This is a genomic window from Maccoyibacter intestinihominis, from assembly GCF_040096355.1.
GTDB lineage: Bacteria > Bacillota > Clostridia > Lachnospirales > Lachnospiraceae > Maccoyibacter > Maccoyibacter intestinihominis.
Genome location: NZ_JBBMEX010000003.1, coordinates 118,774 through 143,331, shown reverse-complemented (window position 1 = coordinate 143,331; position 24,558 = coordinate 118,774). Strand labels below are relative to the sequence as shown.

Annotated in this window: 23 protein-coding genes and 1 pseudogene; 22 read left to right on the top strand and 2 right to left on the bottom strand. The window is 44.6% G+C overall.

All coding sequences use genetic code 11. The annotated features are described in order from the left end of the window. Positions 1 to 657 precede the first annotated feature (657 nt). A pseudogene (locus WMO43_RS04430) lies at positions 658 to 1,542 on the bottom strand (transposase family protein); the annotation flags it as partial. 174 nt (positions 1,543 to 1,716) lie between these two features. On the opposite strand from WMO43_RS04430, the gene WMO43_RS04425 reads away from it, so the two are divergent. From WMO43_RS04425 to WMO43_RS04335, 19 genes are all read left to right on the top strand, one after another. After that, positions 1,717 to 2,409: a DUF3879 family protein gene (locus tag WMO43_RS04425; RefSeq protein ID WP_353530185.1), complete on the top strand. Its 693-nt coding sequence runs from the start codon at positions 1,717 to 1,719 to the stop codon at positions 2,407 to 2,409. A 327-nt stretch (positions 2,410 to 2,736) separates the two neighbouring features. Further along, positions 2,737 to 3,408 (top strand): hypothetical protein, encoded by a 672-nt coding sequence (locus WMO43_RS04420; protein ID WP_117464706.1) that lies wholly within the window; start codon positions 2,737 to 2,739, stop codon positions 3,406 to 3,408. Further along, complete coding sequence (locus WMO43_RS04415; RefSeq protein WP_055288220.1) at positions 3,408 to 4,013, top strand: hypothetical protein; 606 nt, start codon at positions 3,408 to 3,410, stop codon at positions 4,011 to 4,013. Before WMO43_RS04420 ends, WMO43_RS04415 begins: the two co-directional genes overlap by 1 nt. Positions 4,014 to 4,373: 360 nt before the next feature. After that, positions 4,374 to 4,790 (top strand): winged helix-turn-helix domain-containing protein, encoded by a 417-nt coding sequence (locus WMO43_RS04410; protein ID WP_353530184.1) that lies wholly within the window; start codon positions 4,374 to 4,376, stop codon positions 4,788 to 4,790. Positions 4,791 to 5,007: 217 nt separating this feature from the next. Continuing rightward, a complete protein-coding gene (locus WMO43_RS04405; RefSeq protein WP_353530183.1) occupies positions 5,008 to 8,952 on the top strand; it encodes a YodL domain-containing protein in 3,945 nt (1,314 codons plus the stop codon). Between the two features lie 4 nt (positions 8,953 to 8,956). Beyond that, the gene (locus tag WMO43_RS04400) at positions 8,957 to 9,160 is read left to right on the top strand and encodes a transposon-transfer assisting family protein (protein ID WP_353530182.1); all 204 of its coding nucleotides are present in this window, start codon (positions 8,957 to 8,959) and stop codon (positions 9,158 to 9,160) included. A 348-nt stretch (positions 9,161 to 9,508) separates the two neighbouring features. Next, positions 9,509 to 9,727, top strand: a complete 219-nt coding sequence (locus WMO43_RS04395; protein WP_353530181.1) for a helix-turn-helix domain-containing protein — start codon at positions 9,509 to 9,511, stop codon at positions 9,725 to 9,727. A gap of 53 nt (positions 9,728 to 9,780) precedes the next feature. After that, a complete protein-coding gene (locus WMO43_RS04390; RefSeq protein ID WP_353530179.1) occupies positions 9,781 to 12,756 on the top strand; it encodes a hypothetical protein in 2,976 nt (991 codons plus the stop codon). A 51-nt stretch (positions 12,757 to 12,807) separates the two neighbouring features. Continuing rightward, the gene (locus WMO43_RS04385) at positions 12,808 to 14,181 is read left to right on the top strand and encodes a ParB/RepB/Spo0J family partition protein (RefSeq protein WP_330589520.1); all 1,374 of its coding nucleotides are present in this window, start codon (positions 12,808 to 12,810) and stop codon (positions 14,179 to 14,181) included. A gap of 325 nt (positions 14,182 to 14,506) precedes the next feature. Beyond that, positions 14,507 to 14,863, top strand: coding sequence for a DUF7768 domain-containing protein (locus WMO43_RS04380; RefSeq protein ID WP_173015368.1), 357 nt, complete (start codon positions 14,507 to 14,509; stop codon positions 14,861 to 14,863). Further along, entirely contained in the window at positions 14,850 to 15,935 is a 1,086-nt protein-coding gene (locus tag WMO43_RS04375; protein WP_348583844.1) for a DNA cytosine methyltransferase, read from the top strand. The genes WMO43_RS04380 and WMO43_RS04375 overlap by 14 nt, the downstream gene beginning before the upstream one ends. Positions 15,936 to 15,939: 4 nt before the next feature. After that, entirely contained in the window at positions 15,940 to 16,653 is a 714-nt protein-coding gene (locus WMO43_RS04370) for an antirestriction protein ArdA (protein ID WP_109258336.1), read from the top strand. 14 nt (positions 16,654 to 16,667) lie between these two features. Continuing rightward, positions 16,668 to 17,717 (top strand): DUF8626 domain-containing protein, encoded by a 1,050-nt coding sequence (locus WMO43_RS04365; RefSeq protein ID WP_154251804.1) that lies wholly within the window; start codon positions 16,668 to 16,670, stop codon positions 17,715 to 17,717. 91 nt (positions 17,718 to 17,808) lie between these two features. Then, positions 17,809 to 18,279, top strand: coding sequence for a PcfB family protein (locus WMO43_RS04360; protein ID WP_015567070.1), 471 nt, complete (start codon positions 17,809 to 17,811; stop codon positions 18,277 to 18,279). Further along, positions 18,276 to 20,099 carry a VirD4-like conjugal transfer protein, CD1115 family gene (locus WMO43_RS04355; protein WP_113993203.1) on the top strand — a complete coding sequence of 608 codons (1,824 nt, stop codon included), beginning with the start codon at positions 18,276 to 18,278 and terminating at the stop codon, positions 20,097 to 20,099. The genes WMO43_RS04360 and WMO43_RS04355 overlap by 4 nt, the downstream gene beginning before the upstream one ends. 89 nt (positions 20,100 to 20,188) lie before the next feature. Continuing rightward, positions 20,189 to 20,347, top strand: coding sequence for a Maff2 family mobile element protein (locus tag WMO43_RS04350; RefSeq protein WP_003500126.1), 159 nt, complete (start codon positions 20,189 to 20,191; stop codon positions 20,345 to 20,347). A gap of 157 nt (positions 20,348 to 20,504) precedes the next feature. Beyond that, complete coding sequence (locus tag WMO43_RS04345) at positions 20,505 to 20,777, top strand: helix-turn-helix domain-containing protein (protein WP_002593556.1); 273 nt, start codon at positions 20,505 to 20,507, stop codon at positions 20,775 to 20,777. Next, on the top strand, positions 20,737 to 21,114 hold the full coding sequence (locus tag WMO43_RS04340) for a TnpV protein (protein ID WP_005927690.1): 378 nt from the start codon (positions 20,737 to 20,739) through the stop codon (positions 21,112 to 21,114). The genes WMO43_RS04345 and WMO43_RS04340 overlap by 41 nt, the downstream gene beginning before the upstream one ends. Before the next feature lie 29 nt (positions 21,115 to 21,143). Beyond that, the gene (locus WMO43_RS04335; protein WP_005927687.1) at positions 21,144 to 22,106 is read left to right on the top strand and encodes a DUF3658 domain-containing protein; all 963 of its coding nucleotides are present in this window, start codon (positions 21,144 to 21,146) and stop codon (positions 22,104 to 22,106) included. 61 nt (positions 22,107 to 22,167) lie between these two features. On the opposite strand, the gene WMO43_RS04330 is transcribed toward WMO43_RS04335, so the two are convergent. Then, a complete protein-coding gene (locus WMO43_RS04330; RefSeq protein ID WP_005924756.1) occupies positions 22,168 to 22,974 on the bottom strand; it encodes a helix-turn-helix domain-containing protein in 807 nt (268 codons plus the stop codon). A 483-nt stretch (positions 22,975 to 23,457) separates the two neighbouring features. Here WMO43_RS04330 and WMO43_RS04325 point away from each other — a divergent pair, with 483 nt between their 5' ends. The 3 genes from WMO43_RS04325 to WMO43_RS04315 are packed head-to-tail and all read left to right on the top strand — an operon-like array spanning position 23,458 to position 24,273. Further along, the gene (locus WMO43_RS04325; protein WP_005927683.1) at positions 23,458 to 23,646 is read left to right on the top strand and encodes a hypothetical protein; all 189 of its coding nucleotides are present in this window, start codon (positions 23,458 to 23,460) and stop codon (positions 23,644 to 23,646) included. Then, positions 23,643 to 23,984, top strand: a complete 342-nt coding sequence (locus WMO43_RS04320; RefSeq protein ID WP_349085419.1) for a replication initiator protein A — start codon at positions 23,643 to 23,645, stop codon at positions 23,982 to 23,984. The genes WMO43_RS04325 and WMO43_RS04320 overlap by 4 nt, the downstream gene beginning before the upstream one ends. After that, positions 23,977 to 24,273, top strand: a complete 297-nt coding sequence (locus tag WMO43_RS04315; RefSeq protein ID WP_349085418.1) for a DUF3847 domain-containing protein — start codon at positions 23,977 to 23,979, stop codon at positions 24,271 to 24,273. The genes WMO43_RS04320 and WMO43_RS04315 overlap by 8 nt, the downstream gene beginning before the upstream one ends. The last annotated feature ends 285 nt before the right edge of the window (positions 24,274 to 24,558 follow it).

The following is a 24,558-nucleotide window of genomic DNA, read 5'->3' as shown; positions in this document are numbered from 1 at the left end:
GGTTTGAGGAAGGAGGAAAAACAAGCGGGATTTGCGGAAAAGGTCACAGACAAAAGTCAGGTTTCCTCGGAAGATATGACCTTGGAGGAATACAAGGAGTATTTTAATGAAAAGATGAGTGGCTTGTATACCCACCCTTCGCAGCGGAATAGAAATGATATTATAGATATTACGGATGCCGCTTATAAAAGAATGCAGACTGATCCGGAATATGAGAAGAAAATATTAGACGCTTTAGCGAAGAATAAGGCAGTTAATTTTGGAAACTATATTCCACAAATATCATATATGCATATAGATGATACATATGAGAAATGTTACGGCTATACGCAGGGCATGAAGGAGAATGACGGTTATTCCGGGAGTTCCTCCGCAAAGGGAACTGATGCCGGACGGCAGAAAAAGGCAAGGCAGAAGGAACTGCTGGAAGAATATTTGGAAAAGCGGGCGCAGATGAAGGAATTTCAGCAGGAGGCGTTGGAAGAAAAGATTGCAAAGCAGGAATTGGAGAGGAGCAGGCTGACAAAGGCATGGAGCAGTAAGAGGCAGATGGCGATGGCTTCCAATGCTTATGACGCAAATGTTATGACGGAAACCGCGACAGGCAGTGAGGTATAGTGTAATGAATGGTGTATCATTATCAAACCAAGTAATCCATTGGAATGAGTCAAACGCTGCATCACCAAGAAATGTTTTGGGATTAATAAGCGGATGCTTCACAAAGAAGTCTTTTAGTGTAGGAATGAGTAATTTAGCATCATGAACGCACTTATCTTCATCAGGAGAATCAGATTTCTTTTCTACCACGATTTCAGGATGTGAGATCATAAAGTTTTTGTTATAAAAAGATATATGCCGGATGATGCCAAGACCATTGGTGACAATGCCAAACTTGAAGACATAGCAAAAATGACCATTAATGTATAACTGCTTAATTTCAGGATTTGCGGAAGCGTGTGTTGGCATAGAACCATAAGCTGCTTTGTAAGGATCATAATTCTTATCAAAGTTGTTAGCTTTGGCATAAGCTTTGAGCTGCTTGATAATACGATTTGCGTATTTCGGATTATTTTCAGCAACGAAAGCCTCAATACCAGAAGAATCAAAGATAGTCATATCCGCTTTGGCAGAATCAATAGCATGACAGACTGGTTCGGTTAAATCAACAAGGTTATCAAAAACAAGCTGAAGGTCATCAATAAAGTCCTGTTTGAAGCGGGTGATTTTAGAAGCATCCGGAACTTTGGTGAAGCCACAGAATTCACGCAGCGGTTTTGAATAAGCAAGAAAAGTTAAAAGAAGCTGGTCTGTGGGAATAGAAAAAATATGCTGAATAATCAAAGCCCATAGCAAAGCGTTTAAAGGGTATTTACGGGCTCTGCCCGTTGATGCATAGAAATGATTTCGAAAAGAAATCGGAATAATCTCATCAATATCGATGTGGTTTTCTAATAGAGATAGAAATACAGGTTTGTCATTTTCAAATTTATTTTGGCAATCTGAAAAAATATCTGCCAAAGAAAGCTGTTTATATGGTATCATAGATGTCAGAATAACTCCTTTCTTGGATGTATGGTTTATAGTTTCTGGTCAACTCTATTATACCATATCCGGTGAGGGGTTATTTGTTTTTTGTAGTTAAAAAATGCCGTATTTATGAGGCTTGTGGCGTTTCACAAACGCCTATCAAATTATTCTATTAAGGAGGGCGAGTTTATGTCAAAAATCACAGATTATGGATTTTTGTTTCAGCAAATGTTTGGAACAAAAGGCACAAAAAGTACAAGTGCAATAGGTAGCTTTCAGCTGTCGCAGTTAAACAGCAGCTCTATACAGTCGCAGTTAAAAGCGGCGGGTATTGATACGAACAGTGCCCAATATAAGGCTGCAATAAAGCAGATGATGTCAAATGCAAATGGGTTAATGTACACAAATATCCAGAGCATTAAAAATTTGATGAAAAGTTACGACAAAGATGGAGATTACATTGATCCAACAACGGGATTAGCAGGTCTTTTGCTAACAGATGAAAATGCAAGTAGTCAAAAACGTATTATTTCCATTCCGGAAAGCAGCAAAGATGAAATGTTTGAGCAAACGAAAAAGGAATTTTTGCAAGAAAATGGCGTCCTGAATGGAGATACGACAAAACGATCAGATGTATATACAAATATGTATCGCAAGGTACAGAAAAATGACCAATTAGCAGCGGGATATACTATGCAGCAGTATGAGCGTGCATATCGGCAGGCATTTATATCCGCAGCAAAAGCTGCTGATCCAGGTTGGGAAATAGGGAAGCCAGTCTCATCTGGGACATTAGACGGTATCACAAGAGAATCCGTGGAAGCTAATTTAAAGAAATCAGGCAGTTCACTGGCACAGGTGTCAGTGGATACAAGGATATAGTAAATTGGTTTTATGTGGCATATATTTCACTAATTATTTCAAATTAGGTAATTGCGAAACTCGCGATGCTCGTTCGCAATCTCGAACTAAACGGGGAAGAATTCGTGCAGAGCACGAATTCTAAGATAAGAAGTGGATAACTACCAGTTTTAGGCGTACTTTAATAAGCCATAGGCTTTATAAAGTTGGTAAGACCTAAGCAATGAGTGGTTTCAGACTTCGTATGTATTCATGATGTTTGATTTTGTCTGCAAGAACAACTGTAATGAGTGGACTGTCTAAAATGGCAGGATTAGTAAATGGTCAATCATACGAGGAGAAAAATGTATGTCAATTAGTATTTCCAATTATCCTGTACATTTGCAGGATGGCTTTAAACCTAATAGAGAATGTTTGAAATCTCAGGGAAGTCAAAGTGAATACCAGAAAGTATTTCATAGGGATTCCTTAGAAGTTTCCCAATTATCGAAAAACAGGGAAATCTTAATGGATAAAATTAAGCATACAGTGGTGCAGTCGGCGGCATCACTCAGCGATATGAGAGCTGGAATATTAAAGGAAATCAGGGAAGAAAAAGGGCAGTATGGCTATTCGGATGTTGTGAATGCTTGTGGGCTGAGTTATGCAAGGCTGTATTCTGAAATTGAACAGCGCTATGAAAATGAACAGTATTATAAGGTAGATGGGACGCCGCTGACAAAAGAAGATGAGATAGAGTGGCTGGATATACAATTTGAGCAGGAAGTGGCATGGCAGAAATCCTGTGCCAGAATAACAGCCCAGGGGCAGGTCATTCAGGGGAATATTCCTGAAATGCCAACAGAGGAGATGGAAGAATTGGAGGACAGCTTTTATCAGGCTAAGGATGCCTATATGAAGCTGTACCGAGAAAACAGACGGGCAGAGAGACCGCTTGTTTTGCAAAGTTATATGTTTGGCAATAGCCAGATGTATCAAATATTGAATAGACTAGGAAATTTACAGGAGAGGGTGGTATAATGCAAGTTAATTCGTCCAATGGTTCATTACAACAAAGGTTCTTTTCTGGAACAGGCAGTATAGGCGGCATCCATCTGCCGGACTTCAATGACAAATATATTTTCTCTAAAAAGAAAAGCGGTGTTAGTGATAAAGAATACCGGAAGCAGATCAGGGAACAAGCTTATGAGGATTTTGAAAAAGGGCAGTTCCAAAACAAATCCGAAGGATTTAATAGGCTGATGAAAAGCTACACATCGGAAGTGTCCCCGGACAGAAAAGGGATTATTACTTCCGGGCTGAAAGCTATTTCAAGGAACAGACAGAATGTGCTGAAGCCAATAGATTTTGTGGCAACGCTGCTTGAAGGGAAAGTGAAATATCAGAAATTGCCGTCAGGCAACAGCGATTACATAGAGTTTTACGATAAGAATGGGGAGATGGTCGCGACTTATTCCAATAATGGGTGGACGATGTATACCACCAATGCGGAGGCATCCAGACAGACGGAAATGTGCATGATCTACAATGAAGCATGGGGGAATGCAAAGAGAGGGATTCCGCTGGCAAGTGAAGAGACGGTAAATGTGGATAATATGCAGAGTAGCTTTGATGCCAAGGCATAGCAGAAAATTATCCCTAATAAGCCACAGAGGACGGGCAGGGCAGTTCCTGCAACAATGAAATAGAGCTGTCTGCCGGATGTGCTGATGTAATGAAGAAATTGTTGTTACTTGTAGTTCTCAATCTTGGTTTACTGAAAACATAAAAGAATGTGCCACAGAATTAAAGAGTGAGGGAAAGCAAGTAGCATATATCGTATGCAACGAAAAAGTAATTTCCGTTATAGGATATATGGAAAATGAATAAGAAAAAACAAACAGCAGATAACATACTGCTTGGCTGGATATGGGAATCATTCTTTTGAATTTTCCAGAACTTAGGCAGTATATAAAAGTAATAAGGCAGGTGATGTGTATGGGAAAATGTTAGTTCTGACATTTGAAGATAATGAGGATGATATGATGAAGCGCATTTTATCGTTGATAAATACCAGAGAAGAAGTCATTCAGATGTCAGGTATGAACGAGCATCTGTTGAATTTCAAAGGTCTTATGATAGATGAGGTTCAACGGGTAATCATTCGGGAAAATCAGGAGATAGAGCTTACATATACCGAGTTTGAAATCTTGAAGCTTTTTGCAAAGCATCCGGGAATAGTGTTCAGTAAGGAACAGATTTATGACATTGTGTGGAAAGAATCCTATTCCGGCGATTACAACATCGTCATGAGCCATATCCGGAATATTCGGGAGAAGATAGAGGATAATCCTAGCAAGCCAAGCTATATACAGACTGTTTGGGGAGTTGGTTATCGGTTCAATAAAAATTTAATAGCATAGAAACAGGCAATTAAGAAACAAAATCTTGGTTGTCTTTTTTATTTGTAAAAACATTTACAGTGACAGGTGCAGAAAGGAGACAGGAGTACATTGCAGAAATCAAAACGAATACGGGCAGTAATGATAAAGGTTTATAAGTGAATATCGTAGTTATGCAAAGGCAGTCAATAATGGCTGCCTTTTGTCATGCAAAAAATAAGCAGATGGAGGAAATACTATGGCAGAATCTAAAACAGAAAAACAGAAAGTACAGGAAATAACGGAGAAGCTAGAGCAGGGTATCAAGGAGCTTTTTGAAAGCGAGAAGTACAAGACTTATCTGAATACCATGTCAAAATTCCATAATTACAGCTTTAACAATACTATGTTAATTGCGATGCAAAAGCCAGACGCTACGTTAGTGGCCGGATTCAAGGCTTGGCAGAAGAATTTTGACAGGCACGTTAAGAAGGGGGAAAAGGGTATTCGTATCCTTGCCCCAGCACCCTATAAAATCAAAGAGGAGAGGGACAAGATTGATCCGGTCACACAAGAACTTTTACTTGATAAGGACGGAAATCCGCAGAAAGAAGAAGTCGAGATAACAATTCCGGCATTCCGGGCAGTATCCGTTTTTGATGTGGCGCAGACAGACGGAAAGCCGATACCGGAACTTGCGGCAAAGGAGCTTCTTTCAGATGTGGAAGGGTATCAGGATATGATTCGTGCAGTAGAAGCCATTTCACCAGTACCGATTGAACTGGAGGAGATAGCCGGAGATTCCAAAGGCTACTATGACAGGGAAGCAAAGCGGATTGCGGTGCAGGAAAACATGAGCGAGGGCCAGACCTTAAAGACCATGATCCATGAGGTGGCTCACTCCAAGCTGCATAGCAAGGAAGTGGAGCAGGATGAGCAGATGAAAAAAGACCGCAATACCAAAGAAGTGGAAGCTGAGAGCATAGCTTATACAGTATGTCAGCATTTTGGAGTGGACACTTCCGATTATTCCTTTGGATATATTGCCGGATGGAGCAGTGGCAGAGATACCAAGGAACTGAGAGCTTCCATAGATACGATACGGAGGACAGCTTCGGAGTTGATTACCGGGATAGAGGAACAATTACAGGAATTACAAAGGAACAGGGAAGTATCACAGGAACAGACAAAGGAAAGTATTCTCCTCATACAGAATACTGACCTTTCAGAGTTCAGTCTGCTTGATGTATATGGCATGGACAGACCGGAACTGATGCAGGCATTGTCAGAAATGACAGACGATGACAAGTTGAGCATACAGGCATATTTGGAAAGCAGGGGTGCATGGACAACGGAAATCGGCAATCAGGATTCCAGAGAGTACGGAGAGTATCATCTGGATGTGCGTTATAACACAGATACAGATGAGCTGATTGATATGAAGGAGAGAAAGGCGGTCTATGATAAGGCAATGGAGCCGATCAATGCCGATGATGTGGTTGTTAAGTTCGCTTCAATTTTTGAAAGCGAATGGGAGGTTTTGAAAATCACAAATATGTTGAGGGATGATGTCAGAAAAATGCTCAAAGATATGGCTTCTCTTGATGAAAAAGAATGGGATGGCAATTACCTTTCATATATGGAAAAACAGGGAGCGGAAATCACGTTACTTGCGTCCAGTAGTAAGGAATTAAACGGAAATATGCCGGACTTTTGGGATTATGAATACGATTTTGATGCAGGTCTGACGGATGCGGAGAAATTGTCTGTCATTCAACAGGCAGAGCATATCATTAACCGGTTGGAGCATGGACAGCCTGCCTTTTCCGATGATGAAAGAAATCTGATTGTAAATTATGCTTATAAGCTGAGTAATGTGGAGAAAACAAGGGAGCTTGCAGAACATATCTACGCACAGGAAGTGGATGGAAATCAGGATGTTGCATTAGCAATGTTTGATGCACAGGCAGAAATCGACGCACTGCCGGATAGCATGGTCGGAATATCTGAAATGCAGGAGTATGGCTATACATGGATTGAAATGCTTCCACTAACACAGGAAAGGGCATTGGAACTATTTGACCATGACTTGCCTGTGTATCTTTTGCATACGGATGGTTCCGAGAGTACTGTAGCTGATAGAAAACAGATTTTAGAGCATGATGGAATGTGCGGAATAGAAAAAGGGGACTGGCAGAATGAACGGAAACTTCTCATGATGCAGGAAGAACTTACAGAGAGTAATTCCAACAGGGAAGCACTGCTTTTATATGGAAATACCGATAAATACGGTATTTACCAGTTAAAGGATAATCCCGAACTGGACAAGTTCCGCTTTGAGGGAACGGAAAGCCTGAAGCGTATGGGAATAACCAAAGACAATTTTGATGCGGTATTGCCGGAAAATTATAAGCTCGTGTATATGGGAGAACTGGCAGAATTGCAGGGGCAGACACAATCGGAAACATTGGAAGCAATCTATACAAAGTTCAATATTGACCACCCTGCAGATTATAAGGCTCATTCGCTTTCCGTCAGCGACATTGTAGTATTGCATGAGGACGGCGAGAACAGCGCACACTTTGTTGATTCTTTTGGATTTACGGAACTGCCGAAGTTTATGCTGACATTGGAGGGCAGGGAGAACGAAATACAGACAGAGTTTGCGGTACATATCGCAGACCGCTATATCCTTATGCACGAATGTGATGGTGGATACGATTACTCCATTCTGAATGAGCAGTATCATTTACTGGATGGCGGTGTATATGACAATCCGGATATTACCATTCAAAGAGCAATGGATATGGTCATTGCAGACCTGAAAGAACCACGCTTTTCAGCGGTTACAGAGCAGTATTATCGTGATGAGTATTTGCAGGGTGAAGTATATGTGGGTTCTGAGGTTGAGATTGTAGATTATGAGGAGCTTTCAGAAAAAGCGGAGGAAGTGGAACAGGCAGACTTGGAAGCAAAGCAGGCAGAATTTAGAGAGAACAATCCGGATGTGGTTGCAGATTTCCGGGCAAAGACAGAAGAACTGTTTCATAGTCTGGACGGACAGAGCGCAGAGGATATAGAAAAGACGGTATATGCTTATGTGCAGTCGCAGATTGACGAGTACGGTCTGGATGCAGAAATTGTGGATGTGGTTGTGGAATACACCGGTTCCACCAGAGAAGATGACCTTTTCAATATGCTGCATGAGGACAGCATTTATATTGCAGGCATTCAGGTAGATATTAACCCGATTACGGAGGGGAAAACCGGAACGCTTGCAACTTATCTTCTGGCAGTGGAGAGCTATCTTGCAGAGAAACAGGCAATGCAGAAAGCATCTGCCGTGGGAGCCATACCAGAGAAAACCGTTACCTTAACGGTTGCAGAGTGCGGCGAATTTCACAGTTTGGGAGAGTTTCATGAGAATATTGCAAGTGTGGAGAAAGCAATCGCTGTGTGGAAAAGCATACCACCGGAGCGCATGAACGGGATTCCGAGCATCGGCATCAACATACATACCGAGGGAACCGAGCGTTATGAGGATGTGGAAATGAATATTCTCTCCGGCAAGGTCATTGACCTGGATGTCTTGGATTATGTACCGGACATAACAGACGATCCGAAAGCAATCGAGGTCATAGCGGAGCTGATTGACAAGTTACCGGACATTGAGGTGCGTGGTTCGCTGGAGAAGTGGCAGGCAGCTATCCTTGCTTTGGAGATAGACCAGTTTTCCTATGACTATGACACCTATCAGTATCGGGATACGGTTGAGGACAGGGAAGCACAGGTTGCCAACATCACTGAGGACATCAGAAATGGAAATACCGGGTATCTGAATGACTTTCTCAATGCGGTCATTTCTGAAGGCGTCAGAGAGGGTATTACAGACATTTTCGGGCAGGGTGTGGAGCTTGATGACAGCGAAGCGGTTCAGACTGCGAGAAGGGCAAAGGAGCTGCTTGACAAGCTGGCAGAATACAAGCCGCTTGCAAAGTTGGAGGAGCTTGAAGAACAGAATTACAACATGATTGATAATGTCCTGAATAACGGAGCGGAGAAAAAGGAACATGAGCAGACCAAAGGCAGAATTTCCATACGGGAGAAACTGACAGAGAAAAAGGCAGTCATAGAGCAGAGGGACAAGTCGGAGCGTACTTTACAGGAAAAGGAAACCGAGAAAAAATCACAGAGGGAGATGTAAAAAGATGAGTAAATTCGCAGTAGAAGAAATCAATTTCATGTGTGTGTTTGAGACACAGGACAGGGCGGATATGATTGGACAAATCAGACAGGTAATGCCGCACATAAAGGACAGCGATATGGAGAAGCTTGGAGAGCAGGTGTTAGGTAAGCTTCAGAGCATGACCGATGAGGAATTTGCAGAGGTTGACTTAGAAGTGGTAGAGTAAAAAAGTAGTCAATCGAATGTCAAGCATTTGATTGACTACTAATATGAGCCATATAGTATATTGTTTTTGATGTTATGATTCATGTTAGGGAAATAGAGGTGAAATTATCTGTAGATAATTAGTTATAAGTTTGTTGAATGTTGGTAAAATTTAAAGAATTTACCCCAAATTTAATTTAAAAATTCACTTTACGAACACATTACAGTTTAATATTAAAGTATAACAAATAAAAACTTTACTTTCTCGAACAATTAATATAACATATTAATAAAAATATGTATATATATTAAAAATGAATGACGACAAGTGATGTAAAATAGCTATAGGTAGGGATAAAGAGGTAATTTTATGTTGGTATCATATAATGGGTTATGGAAGTTGCTAATTGATAAAAATATGAAAAAAATTGATTTGGTCAATGAACTCGGGATTAGCAGTAGTACTATTGCAAAGATGACTAGAGGCGAGTATGTATCGATGGCTGTTTTAGGAAAGATATGTAGTAAGTTGGATTGTGATTTTGGAGATATAGTTCATTTTGAAAATGTAGATGATTCAGCTATTTAGCAGACAAATGTGGAGTGATATCATAAAGATACAAATGTTGGAGGAAGCTATATATGAACAGAAAGTATAGAAGAAAATATTTATTTGAGTTTGCAAAAGAAAAGACAAATTATAAAAATAAATTTTATAATATAGTTTTTCATGCTGAGAAAGATGATATATTCCGTATTATAAGAACAGTAAGCAATAATTCTTCGATGAAAATGAGAGTAGAAAAGATATTATTTCCTAAAACCATACATGATATGTGCAGTAATCGAATTGTGATAAATACAGAGTTAGATGTGGATTATCTGCGTTCATATTGCATAAGAATATTTTGTGAATATAAACAGTATATAGAAAGCTACATCGATATGAAAAATCAATATGAAAAATTCCTTTTTTCAGAACAATATGCAGAGGCATTGCATGTTATAAATAATATAGAAGAAAAAATGGGACTTTCTGTATGGAGCATATCCAAGAGAATGTATTTATATGATAAAATATATGGATTGGAAAAGCATAAGAGATATTTATCTGAACTACAGAACAATGTGAATAACAATATTTTGCTAAGTACTTTGTTTGAACTGGAAAGTTATTTTGCAGAATCAAATACAAGTTATTCTGCTTACAAGAAAAGGTTAGAAAGTTATAATGATATACTTCAAGAGAATGCTATCATTAGAATGTATTTGGACTATAGATTTAATGTAGAGCGCAAATTTGAACTTGAAAAGATTCAGATTGCATTTATGTTTGATAGCCAGTTATCTATTGTCGATATGTATGAGACTTTTGTTTTGGCAGAACAGATAATGTTTACTGAAGGAATTAGAAATAAAGAGAAACTTGATACAAGTGACTTTAGACTATGTAATCTTAATTTGATAGAAACACCTGAACGGATATGTGATTATAACGAAGAGTATTACAAATTATTAGAATTATATACTTGTGGGAAATATCAGGAGTATATTGAGCGGTGCGAACAATACTTATTAAAAGTACCACAGGATTTTCAGAGTATAATTCTTTTAGTTAAGTCTTACATTCTTTTAAATAAAAAAATGGAGATTGGGAAAAATTTATGTAAATGGTTATATGACGTATATTCTTTGAATGGAAAAGAAGCAGAAGCTATTCAGGAGTTGTTTTCATATCTTAAGGTAGTGAGATTTACTAGTTGGGAATATAAAATTATGGGCTTTATCTCGAGAAAGACGACTATGCCTCAGAGAAAGAAAATGAGCTTTTTATCCGTGATTAATGATGTTTGTATATCTCCTAATATTGTAAATAATGAATGCTTTAATGGGGATGTTACAGAATTTTTAGATTCCTTTGCTAATATATGCCCTATAACTCAGAAATTATACCTATATAAATTGGGGATAGGTGTATTTCCAACAGCAATATTAGATGAAAATAGAAGTTTATTTTTCGAAGCGGATAAGCTTATTGATGCAAGTAAAAATGATGAAGCCCTTGATATTCTTACAAGGATCTCTCGAACAGATAATTATTTTTTAGAGCGTGTTCTTCGTAGAAAAATCAGAATATATGAGCAGAAAGAAGATTATTTAGCTGAAGTAGAATGTGTAACAAATGCAATATTGCAGAATAATAATTTACAAAAAAGAATTGACTTATCCGAAGTGTTAAAACATGTAAATAGTCATTTGTCAAAGGATATTAAGAGAAGCATTCAGTATGTGGTATTTACATATTTATGCATGCCAGGTAATTATAATAAGCAGAGGATAGCTTATTCCAATTATATGGATTATAACAGATATAAAAGTATTGATGATATTGTATCCAATGAAGAAAAAAACGCTGTATTGATTGAATTTTTGAGTAAAGTATGTATACAACACATATTAAAAAGAGATATTATTTTAAATCCGGGTGGAAACAAGGCTGATGAGTTGCGTGTTGAAATACTTAAAGTACTAATTGATATTGATGAACAAAATAGAAAGAAATATTATGCAGAGATTGCTGCAATTACAAAGCAAAAAAGTATCAAAGATAGAATTAAGCAGATAAATCAAAGCCGTGTCTATGTTGATACTGATAATATTAAAAAAGAAAATGAGAGCACATTAAGAGAAGATTTTAATCGGTATTTAGCTATGAAAGATTTAGATGAAGGGCTAATATCATATGATATTTATAGTGAAGATTATATTAGTGATCTGAAAAAGATTGTTGATGAAATCAATGAAAAAATCAAAACAAATGTGGTATATTCTCAAAAGATGATTATTCTCAAAGGAATTATTACAACAATTACTGAAGAATTCTTGTTTAATGAGAAGTATGGATTAAATACTTTTTTGAGCTCACGTATACGGCATGGGTATTGTAAAAAACAGCTTACGACAGTATTTCAAGAATATAATTTACTTTCAAAAAAGAAGAAAAATAATAGTGAAGAATATTTGATAAATGAATATTGGGATGGAGTTTTGCCGAAAAACACAAGGGGAAGTGAGGAAATAAAAAAGTATTTGTCTAAATTTACGCTAAATATAGAAAAAAAGGTGGATGATATAAAGAAAAATTGGTTAAGCATAAAATACAGAGAGGAAAATGAGTCTATATTAGACTATACATTATGTGTTAATCAATGTTTATTAATAGATATGGATAATATTATTGATTTTAACACATTTTATGATGAAATAATAGAATTACTATGGAAATATACCTTGGGGCATTTTGCAGCATTACGTGAAAAAATACAAGTCGAACTTTTAGCCTTCTTCCAAGATGAGTTGACCATGTTATTAGAAAAGATAGGAAAGATTTCTGATGTGAATGTGAAAAATGAGGTTAAAACCATATGCAATAACATAAATTTGTGTAAGTCAAAAATAGGAGCAACGACAAAAGAGTTTGCAACGGTGTACAAAGGGAACATAATAAAAAACTTAATAATGGACTGCCAATCTTACACAAAGTACCGCCCAAACGAGACTACGGGCGGTATTTTTGTATCATGGCGGAGAAAGGAGGAACTTCCCACGGGGGCTTGACTGAAAAGTTGAGCCCCTTTTTTCATGCCAAAAAACAGGAGGTAAATGCTTATGGCAGATGATAAAACCACAAAAACGCCGGAACAGCCGGTAACGGATAGCGGGCCGGGCAAGGAAACGCCTCCCGCTCCCCCAAAAGAGCCGGGGAAGGTTTCCGTTTCCCCGAAGCCGGAAAAAAAGACGGAACCAGAGGTAAAGAACCCACAGGTTTCTGTCTATAACTTCGCTGAAATTATGAAGGAAAAGAAAGTCGAGGAACGGGCGGCAGCTCCCGGCGTGGAAAAGCCTGACCCGGCAAAAGCGGAGAAACCGGAAAAGCAGCCGGAGGCTCCGAAAAAAGCAGAGGAAAAACCCAAAGAGCCGGAACAGCCGAAGCGCCGGGGCCGTCCCCCGAAAGCAAATAAGGACAAGGACGCAGCCCCGAAGTCCAAAGCTCCCGCACAGAAACCGGAAAAGGCGGTCAAAAAGGAACCGGAGAAAAAAACGGCTCCAACGATACAGGCCGCTCCCGCTCCGAAAGGACCCGAAAAGCCAAAGGATGCTCCACGCCGGGGCAAGGAGCAGATCGTCTATATCAAGCTGAACGAACTCCACGCCTTCAAGAACCATCCCTTTGAAGTCCGGGATGATGAAGAAATGCGGGCTATGGTGTCCAGCGTCAAGGACAAGGGCGTGACCCAGCCCGCTATCGTCCGTCCCCGTGAGGATGGCGGCTATGAGATCGTGTCCGGCCACCGCCGCCAGAAAGCCAGTGAGCTTGCCGGATATGCGGATATGCCCTGTATCGTCCGAAACCTGACAGATGATGAAGCCATCACACAGATGGTGGAGGACAATCTGAACCAGCGTGAAGAAATCCTCCCCAGTGAGCGGGCCAAAGCCTTAAAAATGCAGCTTGAAGCCATCAAGCACCAGGGCTCCCGCACTTCGGGCCAGATTGACCCGAAGGACGCAGGTAAACGCTCCAACGAGATCGTGGCCGAGCGGAACAAGATGGCCGTCAAGCAGGTGCAGCGGTATATCCGTCTCAATGAGCTGGTTCCAGACCTGATGAAGCTGATGGATGAAAAAAAGCTGGGTTTTACTACGGCGGTGGAGCTTTCCTATATCGGCAAGAAGAACCAGAACTATATCGCCGTCGCCATTGACAGCCAGCAGTCCTCGCCTTCACAGGCGCAGGCAAAGCGTATGCGTGAGTTGGACGAAAAGAAGCTACTCAACGGGGACGTGATCGACGGCATTATGATGGAGGACAAAAAGGAGGTAGACAAAGTGATTTTGACAGGTGCGGAACTGAGCAAGTATTTCGGCAAGGAAACTACGCCGAGGGAAATGAAGGACCAGATTATCAAGCTGCTGGACGACTGGAAGGGCCAGCAGAAGGAACACGAAAAGCCGGAGAAGAAAAACGAACAGGAAAAGTAAGCCGAAACTTCGGGTCAACGTGGCCCGAGGATTGGGGGGGGGGGGGGGGGGGGGCCCCCCCCCCCCGCCCCGAAGCTCTGGAGATATAAATTATTCCCCGTCGCCAGTTATTCCGTAGCATAGCCGGGAAAATCAGTCAAGGGCAGCGCTGCCGCAGGCGGTGCCAGAGGCACCCTTGACGGATTTCTCCCGGTTATGCTTTTTCCCGATCAAGCGACGGGGATATAAATTCTCCAGAGCCGTTCCCCTTCCCGGGGGAAGGGGCGGAGGGGTTGGGCGATACCTTGCTTTTCCCTAAACCAAAACAGAAATGGAGGTTCAACCAATGAAACGACCTTTAGCATACCTGACCGCCGCATGGAGCGGCGAGCCGGATGTTGATATGGAGCTGGCGACCCACTACTGCCGCCTTGCTTATGAGGCGGGCTTTTCCCCGATCTGCCCGCTCTTGTATCTGCCGCTGTTTTTGAATGACAGCGTTCCCGAGGAACATAAGGCCGGGATCGATATGCGCCGGGATATGCTGCGGCGCTCCCACACCCTGATCGTCTGCGGCAGCGCTGTGGACGAGGATGTGAAAAACGATATTGCGGTTGCCGGACGGCTGGGCATTGCGGCGACAACGCTGGAAGGGGTGCTTGCCGTGAAGGGACACGGCACCCCGGGCCATGCCGGACATTAAGCTGGGGAGCCTTTTCGACGGGATTGGCGTGTTCCCTCTGGCTGCTTCCCGGTGCGGTATCCGTCCGGTCTGGGCCAGCGAGATTGAAAAAGCGCCCATCTCCATAACCAAAAGGCACTTTCCCGACATGGTGCATTTGGGGGATATTACGAAGGTGGACGGCGGGAAAATCCCGCCGGTCCATGTGATAACCTTCGGCTCTCCCTGTCAGAACCTTTCTCTGATCGGCAACCGCTCCGGCCTTGCCGGGGCAAAATCAAGCCTGTTCTATCAGGCGTTTCGTATCATACAGGAAATGAGGGATGCTACTGATAACCTATATCCAGCTATCGCTGTTTGGGAAAACGTCATGGGAGCGTTTTCTACAAATGACCGGATGGACTTTAGAGCCGTCCTATCCGCCTTCTCGGACACCGAAGTTCCAATGCCTCCTTCGGGAAGATGGGGAAACGCCGGAATGGTGCGAGGGGGAACGCCTGATGTGTGCTGGCGGCTCATGGACGCCCAGTATTGGGCAGGCTCCCGAAGGCTGGCACGAAGGCAGCGGATTTTCGTCGTGGCGGATTTTGGAGGCAGACGTGCCGCAGACATACTATTTAAGCCCCGTCCAATGCTCCCACTTCCTCCGCCTTGCGGAGAGGGCGGGCGGGCCGCCGCCGAAGGAGATCGAACAGCTTCTTTTGAAACAGGGTGGCAGATACCAGTCATCCACCCCTTTCAGTGCTTCCGTATGCGGGGAGCGGCAAAAAGGCAGGAAGAAACGGCCTTCCGAAACAGCTTCGGATTACCAACTGACCCTTTTCCCACTCTTTTAGCCAGTGATGTAACGCCCTTTGCCTTCTGGTATGAGGGCGACCCGGAGGGTGGCTGTATCCGTTTTCTGACGGAAACAGAAAGCGAACGGCTGATGGGGCTGCCGGAGGGCTGGACAAAGTACGGGGCGGACGGCGTGGAGATCCGGCCTCTGCAACGCTACAAGGCGCTGGGAAATGCGATTGCCCTCCCTTGCGCCGATTACATTATGGCCGGTATTTATGAGGTGCTGGCTGACCGGGCCGGAAAGGAGGAATAAGCCCATGTTTGAAGCCTATATAACCAATACAGCCCTGTACCCCTTAATGGGGATCGAGGTAGGGACAACGGTACATTTCCCCATGACGACACAGGAGTTACAGGCCGCCCTTGCCAAAATCGGGATAGACGGGAAACGGTACAGCGAAGTGTTCTTTACCAGCTTTGACAGTGATGTGCTGGGGCTCTACGATCATCTCTACGAATGTGAGAACATCGACGAGCTGAACGAGCTGGGCCACGCCCTGCTGGAAGTACGGGATAAGGGCGGACTGGAAACCTTTGAAGCCGCTCTTGTCTTAGGAAACCACACAAGGAGCGTGAAGGATTTGATAAACCTGACGCAGAACCTTGACCTTTACCGCTTTTACCCGGATATTTCCGATGATGAAGGGCTGGGCCATCTTTACGCCGACGAGCTGGGGACCATCGACATACCGGAGCACATTCAGAACTACTTCGATTATGAAGCATACGGGCGGGATGTGCGTATCAACGAGGGCGGCGTATTCGCTCCCGGTGGGTATGTGTCGGCAGTCCCGGAGGGCTTCAAGGAGTATTACCACGGGCCGCAGGACATTCCGCCGGAACACCGGATATTTGCCTATCCTGAAAAGGCCGAGCCTGTCCACTCCATTCTCGCTGCACTCAAACGGTTTCAAGAAGCCCCGCCCGCTCCGAAAAAGGACAAGGCGGGGCCTTCCCATGAAGAACGGTAAGACTTCGGGCCAGCATGGCCCGAAGCATGAAGGAGGTGCATACCATCAACTATTACCCTATCAATGAAGGAGCCGCCCGCCGGGCAAAGGAAATGAACAGCTTTTCCGACTACAAGGAAGGGAGCGCAACGGCGGAATACCGGGCAATGGTGGACAAGGCCGCCGCCATAGCGGAACAGCAGAAATCCCGGGTGGACCCCATGTACCATGAGAAGATCGACCATCTGTTAGACACCTACGCCCGCAAGCTGGCCGAAAACATGAACCAGGGCTTTGCCATTGACGCAAGGGTTCCCTCTGTGATGATCGCCGGACCGGCCAATTTCCCGGTGGGAAAGAAGGAAAAACAGAACCGGGCCCGGGACAGCAACATGGAGGAATGGCGGTATATTCAAGGGCTGCTGGATAAGATACGCAGTACCGGCATGGGCGGGATCAGCGCCGATGACCCGGCAGCGATTGAAAAGCTCCAGAAGAAGCTGGACGGGCTGGAACGCTCCCAGCTCATTATGAAGGAGGTCAACGCCTATTACCGCAAGCATGGCAAGCTGGATGGCTGTGCGCTGCTGTCGCCGGACCAGATCGAAAAGCTGAAAGCAAGCATGGCGGCAAACTGGCGGAGCGACCCGAGGCCCTTTGAAAGCTACCAGCTTACCAACAACAATGCGGAGATCCGCCGGGTAAAGACGCGTATCGAACAGCTCTCCAAACAGGCGCAGCGGGAGTTTTCCGGCTGGGAGTTCGACGGGGGCCGTGTGGAGATGAACCGGGAGGACAACCGCTTGCAGGTATTCTTTGATGGAAAGCCTGACGCGGACACCCGGGCCGAGTTGAAAAGCAGCGGTTTCCGCTGGGCTCCCAGTGTAGGCGCATGGCAGAGGCAGCTCACGGACAACGCCATCCGGGCGGCTGACCGTCTGGAATGTATCAAGCCGCTGTCCGGCGAAAAGCCCTCCCAGCTTCAAAAGAAGCCCTCTATCTTGCAGACCATGCGGGAACAGGGCGAAAAAATCCAGACGGAGCCGGAAAAGAAAGCTCCGTCCGGCAGAGATGCCGAGCGGTAAGCCTCGGGCCACATTGGCCCGAGGTTTTCTGTTCCCCGAGATTGTACGGGGGCCTCCCGGATAGCGGGAACCCCGACGGAAAGGAGGTTTTATGCAGGAAGAAGTAAACCAAAAAACGGTTGCCCTTTCGATCAGGACAACGAAGCTCACGGGAAAAGTGCTGGCTGCCGCTCTTGGGAAGGTAGCGCGGGCGCTGCAAAAGCACCACCGGAAGGCGCTGACCCCGCAGGGACGCCAGAGTGTAAAAAAGCTGATGAACCACTATGGCGGCAAAAGCGCCATGCCCTATGTGGGAGCCCCAAAGGATTTTGACCGGATCGCAAAGGAGTTCCATGTGGACTACGCTTTCCATAAAGTGAGCCCCGGTCATTACCTGCTGTTTTTCAAAGCCAATCAGGCGGACGCTATCACGGCGGCCTTCCAGAAGTACAGCGCAAAGGTGCTGAACAAAGAGCAGGACAAGGCTTCCATCCTCGGCCAGCTTCGGAAATTCACGGAGCAGATCAGGACGCAGGCAAAGGAAAAGCAGCGGACCAGAGAGGCGGTGAAGGACGGACGTTGAGTGACAAGATTAGAAAATATGTGCTCCCAAACCTGCCGTACCTCTTTGTGTTCTGGTTCTTCTCCAAAATCGGGACGGCCTACCGGATCGCCCCCGGCACAGACTTCGGGACAAAGCTCATGGGGATGCTCGATACCTTCCCCAAAGCCTTTGAAACCTACTGGCCGGGGCTTGGCGGTATTGACCTGCTGGTGGGCCTTGCCGGTGCGGCTGGGGTGTATCTGCTGATACAGTCAAAGATCAGGCAGGCGAAAAAATTCCGGCGGGATGCAGAGTACGGCACCGCCCGCTTTGGAACAAAGGAGGATATAAAGCCGTTTGTAGACCCTAAATTTCAGAACAATGTCATTCTGACCGGGACGGAGTTCCTGACCATGAACACCCGTCCGAAAATACCCGCCAATGCCCGGAACCTAAACGCCTGTGTCATCGGCTCGTCCGGTTCGGGTAAGACAAGGTTCTGGCTGACCCCGCAGCTTCTTCAAGCTCATTCCTCGTATGTGGTGGTAGACCCGAAGGGCGGCACCCTCGATCAGTGCGGGCGGTTCCTGCAACGGGAGAAATACAGGGTGCGGGTGTTCAACAGTATCGACTTTTCAAAATCCATGCACTACAATCCGCTGGCCTATATCAAGACGGAAAGCGATGTTTTGAAATTCGTTACTGCTCTGATCGCCAACACCAAAGGCGACGGCAAGGAGGGCGACGAGTTCTGGACTAAAGCTGAAACCCTCTTGTACTGCGCCCTTGTGGCCTACATCGTCTTTGAGGGGCCGGAGGAAGAACGCAACATGAATACGCTGGTGGAAATGATAAACAGCATGGAAGTCCGGGAGGATGACGAAACCTTCAAAAATGCGGTGGACTATATGTTTGACGGGTTGGAACGTCGCAGCCCCCAGCACTTCGCCGTGAGGCAGTATAAGAAATACAAGCTCGCCAGCGGCAAGACAGCCAAAAGCATCTTGATTTCCTGCGGTGCAAGACTGGCTCCCTTTGATATTCCCCAGCTTCGGGAGATCATATCTTATGACGAACTGGAGCTGGATAAGCTGGGGGATGAAAAATCAGCGCTGTTCTTTCTTATCAGCGACACGGACACCACCTACAACTTTTTGGTTGCCCTCGCTTTTTCGCAGATGTTCAACCTTCTGTGTGAACGGGCTGATAACACCTATGGCGGGCGTCTGCCCTACCATGTGCGGGTGCTATGGGACGAGGCTGCCAACACCGGGCAGGTGCCGGGGCTGGAAAAGATCGTGGCCGTCATTCGTTCCCGGGAGATCAGCCTGACGCTCTTTTATCAGGCTATGAGCCAGTGCAAGGCATTGTACAAAGACCATTCCGAAACCATCATGGGAAACATGGACAGTATCGTGTTCCTCGGAGGCCGGGAGGCTTCCACCCTAAAGGATATTTCGGAAAACTGGCTGGGCAAGGCCACCATCTCTATGCAGACCGAGGGCCGAAGCCGGGGACAGTCTGAAAGTTACAGCCAGAATATGCAGCGGCTTGGCCGGGAACTGATGACCACCAGCGAGATCACCACCATGCCCGGGGATAAATGTATCTTGCAGCTTCGGGGGCTCCCGCCCTTCCTGTCCCCGAAGTATGACTTGAAAAAGCACCCGAATTACAAGTACACAGCCGAATTTGATAAAAAGAAAAACGCCTTCCGCTTGGAAAGCCTGTTCCGCCACCGGCCATTGAGACTAAAGCCGGAGGACGAATACACGGTGTACGAAGTGGACGGCTCCGACACGGACGAAGAAGCTGACCTGTTGAATTTCGATGATCTGGACAGCGACGAGTTTGTGTAACTTCGGGCCATGATGACCCGAAGCGCCGCCGATGTGGGCGGCTTTTTTTGTACCCAAAACCATCAAACAAACAAAATGGAGGAACATATATGGAATTTTTCAATCAGGCAATCGACATTCTCAAAATTCTGGTCATGGCTCTTGGCGCCGGTCTGGCGGTATGGGGCGTTATCAACCTTCTGGAAGGTTACGGGTCGGACAACCCTGCGGCAAAATCACAGGGCATTAAGCAGTTCATGGCTAATTAGTTGGAACAAAAAACGAAAGGAAAAGCACAATCCAGACGGTATCAGCGGCAGGCTACAAGAATAAATTGTGATTTCACAAGATTGGTGCTATAATAAGAGAAAAGTTCCTGCCGGGGCAGCCGCCCCGGTGGTATAGATAGAAAGGCAGGAAAACAATATGCACATCAGCTATAAGCCACTCTGGCACACACTGTTAGAGCGTGATATGAGAAAAGAGGATTTAAGGCTTGCCGCTGGTATGACAACAAATATGATTGCCAACATGAGCAAAGAGGGAAAGCACATCAGCATGGATACATTAGCCCGTATCTGCGAAACGCTGAATTGTGAGATTACCGATGTGATTGAGTTAGTACCAGACGAGCCTGCTTCCACAGGAGGTAAGGAACATGAGCGAATTGAAACCAAGAATAACGGAAAACGGAATTGATTATATCCTTGTCGGAGATTATTACATCCCGGACTTGAAACTGCCGGAGGAACACCGCCCTATCGGAAAGTACGGACGGATGCACCGGGAATATTTAAGGGAAGTCCACCCAGCCAGATTGAATACATTGATACTGACCGGGGAATTGTGGACATATCTTGCAGACCTGAACGAACAGGCACAGGAACGGTTAGACACCATCATGGAGCAGATGAAAACTGCCGAGGGCGTAACCGAGGAATTGAAGCGTACCCACCAAATGGAATGGGTGCAGCGTTGCAATAACATTCATAACCGGGCAGAAGAAATTGTTTTGCATGAGATGATTTATTCATAACGGGAGCAATTAAATCGGAGGTATATAAGATGATTGAAATTGTATTTGGTGAAAGTGCCTGTGGAAGTTTGAAAATTGCCCAAACTTACGGCAAGGGAAAGTATAGAGGAAGTGCTGTTTCAATATTTATGAGGCATGAAGACGGGAGTGTTCCATCTTCAGATGAAATGAAAAAAGCACAGCTTCAAGCACAGGAACAAGAACGCATTGCTTGGGAGAATGCTATTCCATTGGGAGGCAAGAGCTGTGATGTTTATTGTTTTGATATGGCTCTTAGTGTGGGAGATATTTCTGATAATGGAATTGGCGAACAGCGGAAAAATGTTTTCAAGAAAATGCTGTCTGTCTGCTTTGTAGAGGATTTAGATTATCAGGTTGAAGAAAAAATACAGAAAATTAAAACTACATTGACCTCAGTGATTGAACGATATGTAGCTGGGGAAGAAATTCGCATTTGGTATAGCTATAATCCAGATGAGCTTTGTGGTATGTATTGGCTTATGAAACAACTTCAACCCTTAAACTGCCAGACAACAATTTATTTGGTTAAGTTACCTACATGGGAATATGGAAAAGAAAATACTATGACATCCAAAATAGCATGGGGCGAGGTCTCTCCTGGCGAATGGGGAAACTATATAACTCTACAAGAGAAAGCTAATCCTGTATTTCTTTCAGCTTGTGCTATGAAATGGAATCAACTTCAAAATGAAAATGCACCTTTGCGTGCAATGTTAAATGGTAAATTGCAAAGCGTTTCAGAAGATATATATGATAGTTTCATTCTTCGTGAAATTGCGGAACAGCCAGAGCAATTCAAAATGGCTATTGTCATAGGTAATGTTTTAGGAAAATATCAACTTGGAATTAGTGATGTATGGATTTCCAATCGCATTGATAAAATGCTTGAAGATGGTGTGTTGGAAATTATACAGGACGCACCAAAGGGAGAAACAAATTATCGCCGAATATTAAGAAAACGAATGAAGTAATAACCACAGCACAAACCGCTGCTACATGGAATCCAACAAACCATGCAACAGCGGTTTTCCTTTACCGTTTTTTCCTCTGGTTGATAGGCGTTCCCGTTTTCTTTGATTTTTGGAGAATCCGAATAAGCCAGCGAAATTCTTCATCTGACAGATTTTTATAGTTGATACCGAGCTGCTTGCAGTAAAGCACTGCCAGTTTTTCCAAACGGCTGCCCTTGAAATTTTCGACCGCTTCCAGATTTTCTTTCAGTTCATTGGCAACAGTGGTCTGGGGCGCACTCTCACTATCCTTTTTATGGGTTTCCCGAATATCCCGGATAATCAGGTTTAGGTCATCCAGAACCATGTGGCTGAAATATTCATCATCACTGATATGGGCGGCTTGCAGCACTTTCAAATGTGGGTCATCTTCGCCAGGGCGATACCGTTCTATGATTTCATGTCGGACAGTATCGACAAGGGTGTTGAGGTTTTGAATCTGCATGGTGGCAATCCCATCCACATAAATCTCAATGTCCGCAAGAAACTTGATAAAGTCCTTATGGGTGGCAAGTTCGCAGAGCAGACGGTTGTTGATCCGACCGCTTTTCAGAAGTGCAACCATTTCATCGTTCAAATGCAGCTCCGTCAGTGGCGTGTTGATCTGCTCCCTGTTCTCTGTCCGGCACAGCAGATAATCGACGGAAACCCCATAGAAGTCTGCCAGCGTGATAAGGTTGCCATGATTGATTTCCTTAAAATCTTCTTTTTCATAACTGCCAAGGGCTGATTTAGAAATACCCGTTAGTTTTGATAGTTCTTCCAGATTTAAGCCTTTGTCCTTGCGGAGTTCCCAAAGGCGTTCCTGTATGCTTGTTGCTCCTTTCATGGGCACACGCTCCTTTCCAACGGTTTCATTGCTGCCGCTTATCTGGATTATATCACACTTTCCGTAATCGTGGAAATTTCTGATTTTTACCCTTAATTCCTACTTTGTGGACATACGGCACAGGGCACAAAAATGTTCTATGATACAGGTAGTTCATCGATGGATTATTCCAATCGAATGACCAGCCTGTGTGGGATATGCTTCCCCGGCGATGTAGCGCCATGAATTTTGGCAGGGATATGGAGGAACCCTGACCAAAACGAGCGTACCAAAGGGAGCGATACGCCGCTGTGAGATTCAGGGGAGGAACGACACCGGGGAGAACTGGCGAACTGACACCGAAATGATACCGAAACACAACAATCTGATAGGGGGACAGTCTACCCTATCGCTGATACTTCGGGAGATTTTAAGCGGCTCTATGGCTGTAATTTTACCGAAAATCGCCCCGAAACCATACACTAAAACGGGAGGAAGCGCAATATGCCGAGAATGAGCAAAAAGAGGAAGTATGAGCTTTCCTTTTACCTCAATGACCGGGGGCGTGTCACTTACAACGAATTATGCCGGAAATGCCAGCATGGGTGCAAGCAGAGCTTCCGGGCGGTTGTGATTGACTGCCCCTGTTATTTATCCAAACGAGCAAAGAAAAAGGAGGAACACACAGAATGAATTTTGAATTTATGACGATAGACACACCATTGCCGCCCTGTATGCCTTTTCCCAGAGCGTTGACAGGATTTCCAGTCAGCAGCACCGCAAAGGTCATGTACTGCCGGATGCTGGACGCTATGCTCTCCAATGGGCAGGAGGACGAGAACGGAATCCTGTTTGTCTGCTTCCCTGTCACAGCCATTGCCGCAGTCCTGTCCCGCAGCTCTATGACGGTCAAGCGTTCTCTGAATGAACTGGAAACCGCCGGACTTATCATGCGGGTGCGTCAGGGCGTTGGAGAACCAAACAGGATTTATGTGCTGATACCGGGAAAGGAGGACGCTGCCCTTGCCTGATACCTCAAAGCTGGAAAAACTCAATCGGGAGTTGGAGAAAAGCGAAAAGAAACTGCGGAAAGCCATCAATGATGAAAAGGCATTGCAGCACCAGTTAAAGCAGCTTACCCAAAAGGAACGGACGCACCGGCTCTGTACTCGTGGCGGTATGCTGGAAAGTTTTCTGCAAGAGCCGGAACGCCTGACAGATGATGATGTCATGGTGTTGTTGAAACTCATTTTTCACAGACAGGACACGCAGGAACTATTGAAAAAACTGCTGGAACGGAAGAAGCCAGAAACCCCTTAGTTTACTAAGGGCGCAATTATACACCACCCAGAGGTTGGTGCATTGCGTTCTCCGAAGGCTCCTCGCCGGAGGGCTGTGATTTTCCGCAGTCATGGTCTGCTCCAAATCAAACAGGGGACGCTACGCTTCCCCTGCGCTGGCTGCCGCCAGCTACCCTTTTGTGGACTTGCCATCTGGGGACACCTTGCGCTGCAAGCTGTTCCCAGCCGACAAGTTTTACAAAATCTCTCTATACTTTGACGGTCGGGTAAAGTATAATGAAGTTAACAGCAAAGCGGAAGTTGA

Bases quoted from the DNA above. Each gene is read 5' to 3' on its own strand.
- WMO43_RS04425 (WP_353530185.1), top strand. From the start codon at position 1,717: ATGTCAAAAATCACAGATTATGGATTTTTGTTTCAGCAAATGTTTGGA.
- WMO43_RS04420 (WP_117464706.1), top strand. From the start codon at position 2,737: ATGTCAATTAGTATTTCCAATTATCCTGTACATTTGCAGGATGGCTTT.
- WMO43_RS04415 (WP_055288220.1), top strand. From the start codon at position 3,408: ATGCAAGTTAATTCGTCCAATGGTTCATTACAACAAAGGTTCTTTTCT.
- WMO43_RS04410 (WP_353530184.1), top strand. From the start codon at position 4,374: ATGTTAGTTCTGACATTTGAAGATAATGAGGATGATATGATGAAGCGC.
- WMO43_RS04405 (WP_353530183.1), top strand. From the start codon at position 5,008: ATGGCAGAATCTAAAACAGAAAAACAGAAAGTACAGGAAATAACGGAG.
- WMO43_RS04400 (WP_353530182.1), top strand. From the start codon at position 8,957: ATGAGTAAATTCGCAGTAGAAGAAATCAATTTCATGTGTGTGTTTGAG.
- WMO43_RS04395 (WP_353530181.1), top strand. From the start codon at position 9,509: ATGTTGGTATCATATAATGGGTTATGGAAGTTGCTAATTGATAAAAAT.
- WMO43_RS04390 (WP_353530179.1), top strand. From the start codon at position 9,781: ATGAACAGAAAGTATAGAAGAAAATATTTATTTGAGTTTGCAAAAGAA.
- WMO43_RS04385 (WP_330589520.1), top strand. From the start codon at position 12,808: ATGGCAGATGATAAAACCACAAAAACGCCGGAACAGCCGGTAACGGAT.
- WMO43_RS04380 (WP_173015368.1), top strand. From the start codon at position 14,507: ATGAAACGACCTTTAGCATACCTGACCGCCGCATGGAGCGGCGAGCCG.
- WMO43_RS04375 (WP_348583844.1), top strand. From the start codon at position 14,850: ATGCCGGACATTAAGCTGGGGAGCCTTTTCGACGGGATTGGCGTGTTC.
- WMO43_RS04370 (WP_109258336.1), top strand. From the start codon at position 15,940: ATGTTTGAAGCCTATATAACCAATACAGCCCTGTACCCCTTAATGGGG.
- WMO43_RS04365 (WP_154251804.1), top strand. From the start codon at position 16,668: ATGGCCCGAAGCATGAAGGAGGTGCATACCATCAACTATTACCCTATC.
- WMO43_RS04360 (WP_015567070.1), top strand. From the start codon at position 17,809: ATGCAGGAAGAAGTAAACCAAAAAACGGTTGCCCTTTCGATCAGGACA.
- WMO43_RS04350 (WP_003500126.1), top strand. From the start codon at position 20,189: ATGGAATTTTTCAATCAGGCAATCGACATTCTCAAAATTCTGGTCATG.
- WMO43_RS04345 (WP_002593556.1), top strand. From the start codon at position 20,505: ATGCACATCAGCTATAAGCCACTCTGGCACACACTGTTAGAGCGTGAT.
- WMO43_RS04340 (WP_005927690.1), top strand. From the start codon at position 20,737: ATGAGCGAATTGAAACCAAGAATAACGGAAAACGGAATTGATTATATC.
- WMO43_RS04335 (WP_005927687.1), top strand. From the start codon at position 21,144: ATGATTGAAATTGTATTTGGTGAAAGTGCCTGTGGAAGTTTGAAAATT.
- WMO43_RS04330 (WP_005924756.1), bottom strand. From the start codon at position 22,974: ATGAAAGGAGCAACAAGCATACAGGAACGCCTTTGGGAACTCCGCAAG.
- WMO43_RS04325 (WP_005927683.1), top strand. From the start codon at position 23,458: ATGCCGAGAATGAGCAAAAAGAGGAAGTATGAGCTTTCCTTTTACCTC.
- WMO43_RS04320 (WP_349085419.1), top strand. From the start codon at position 23,643: ATGAATTTTGAATTTATGACGATAGACACACCATTGCCGCCCTGTATG.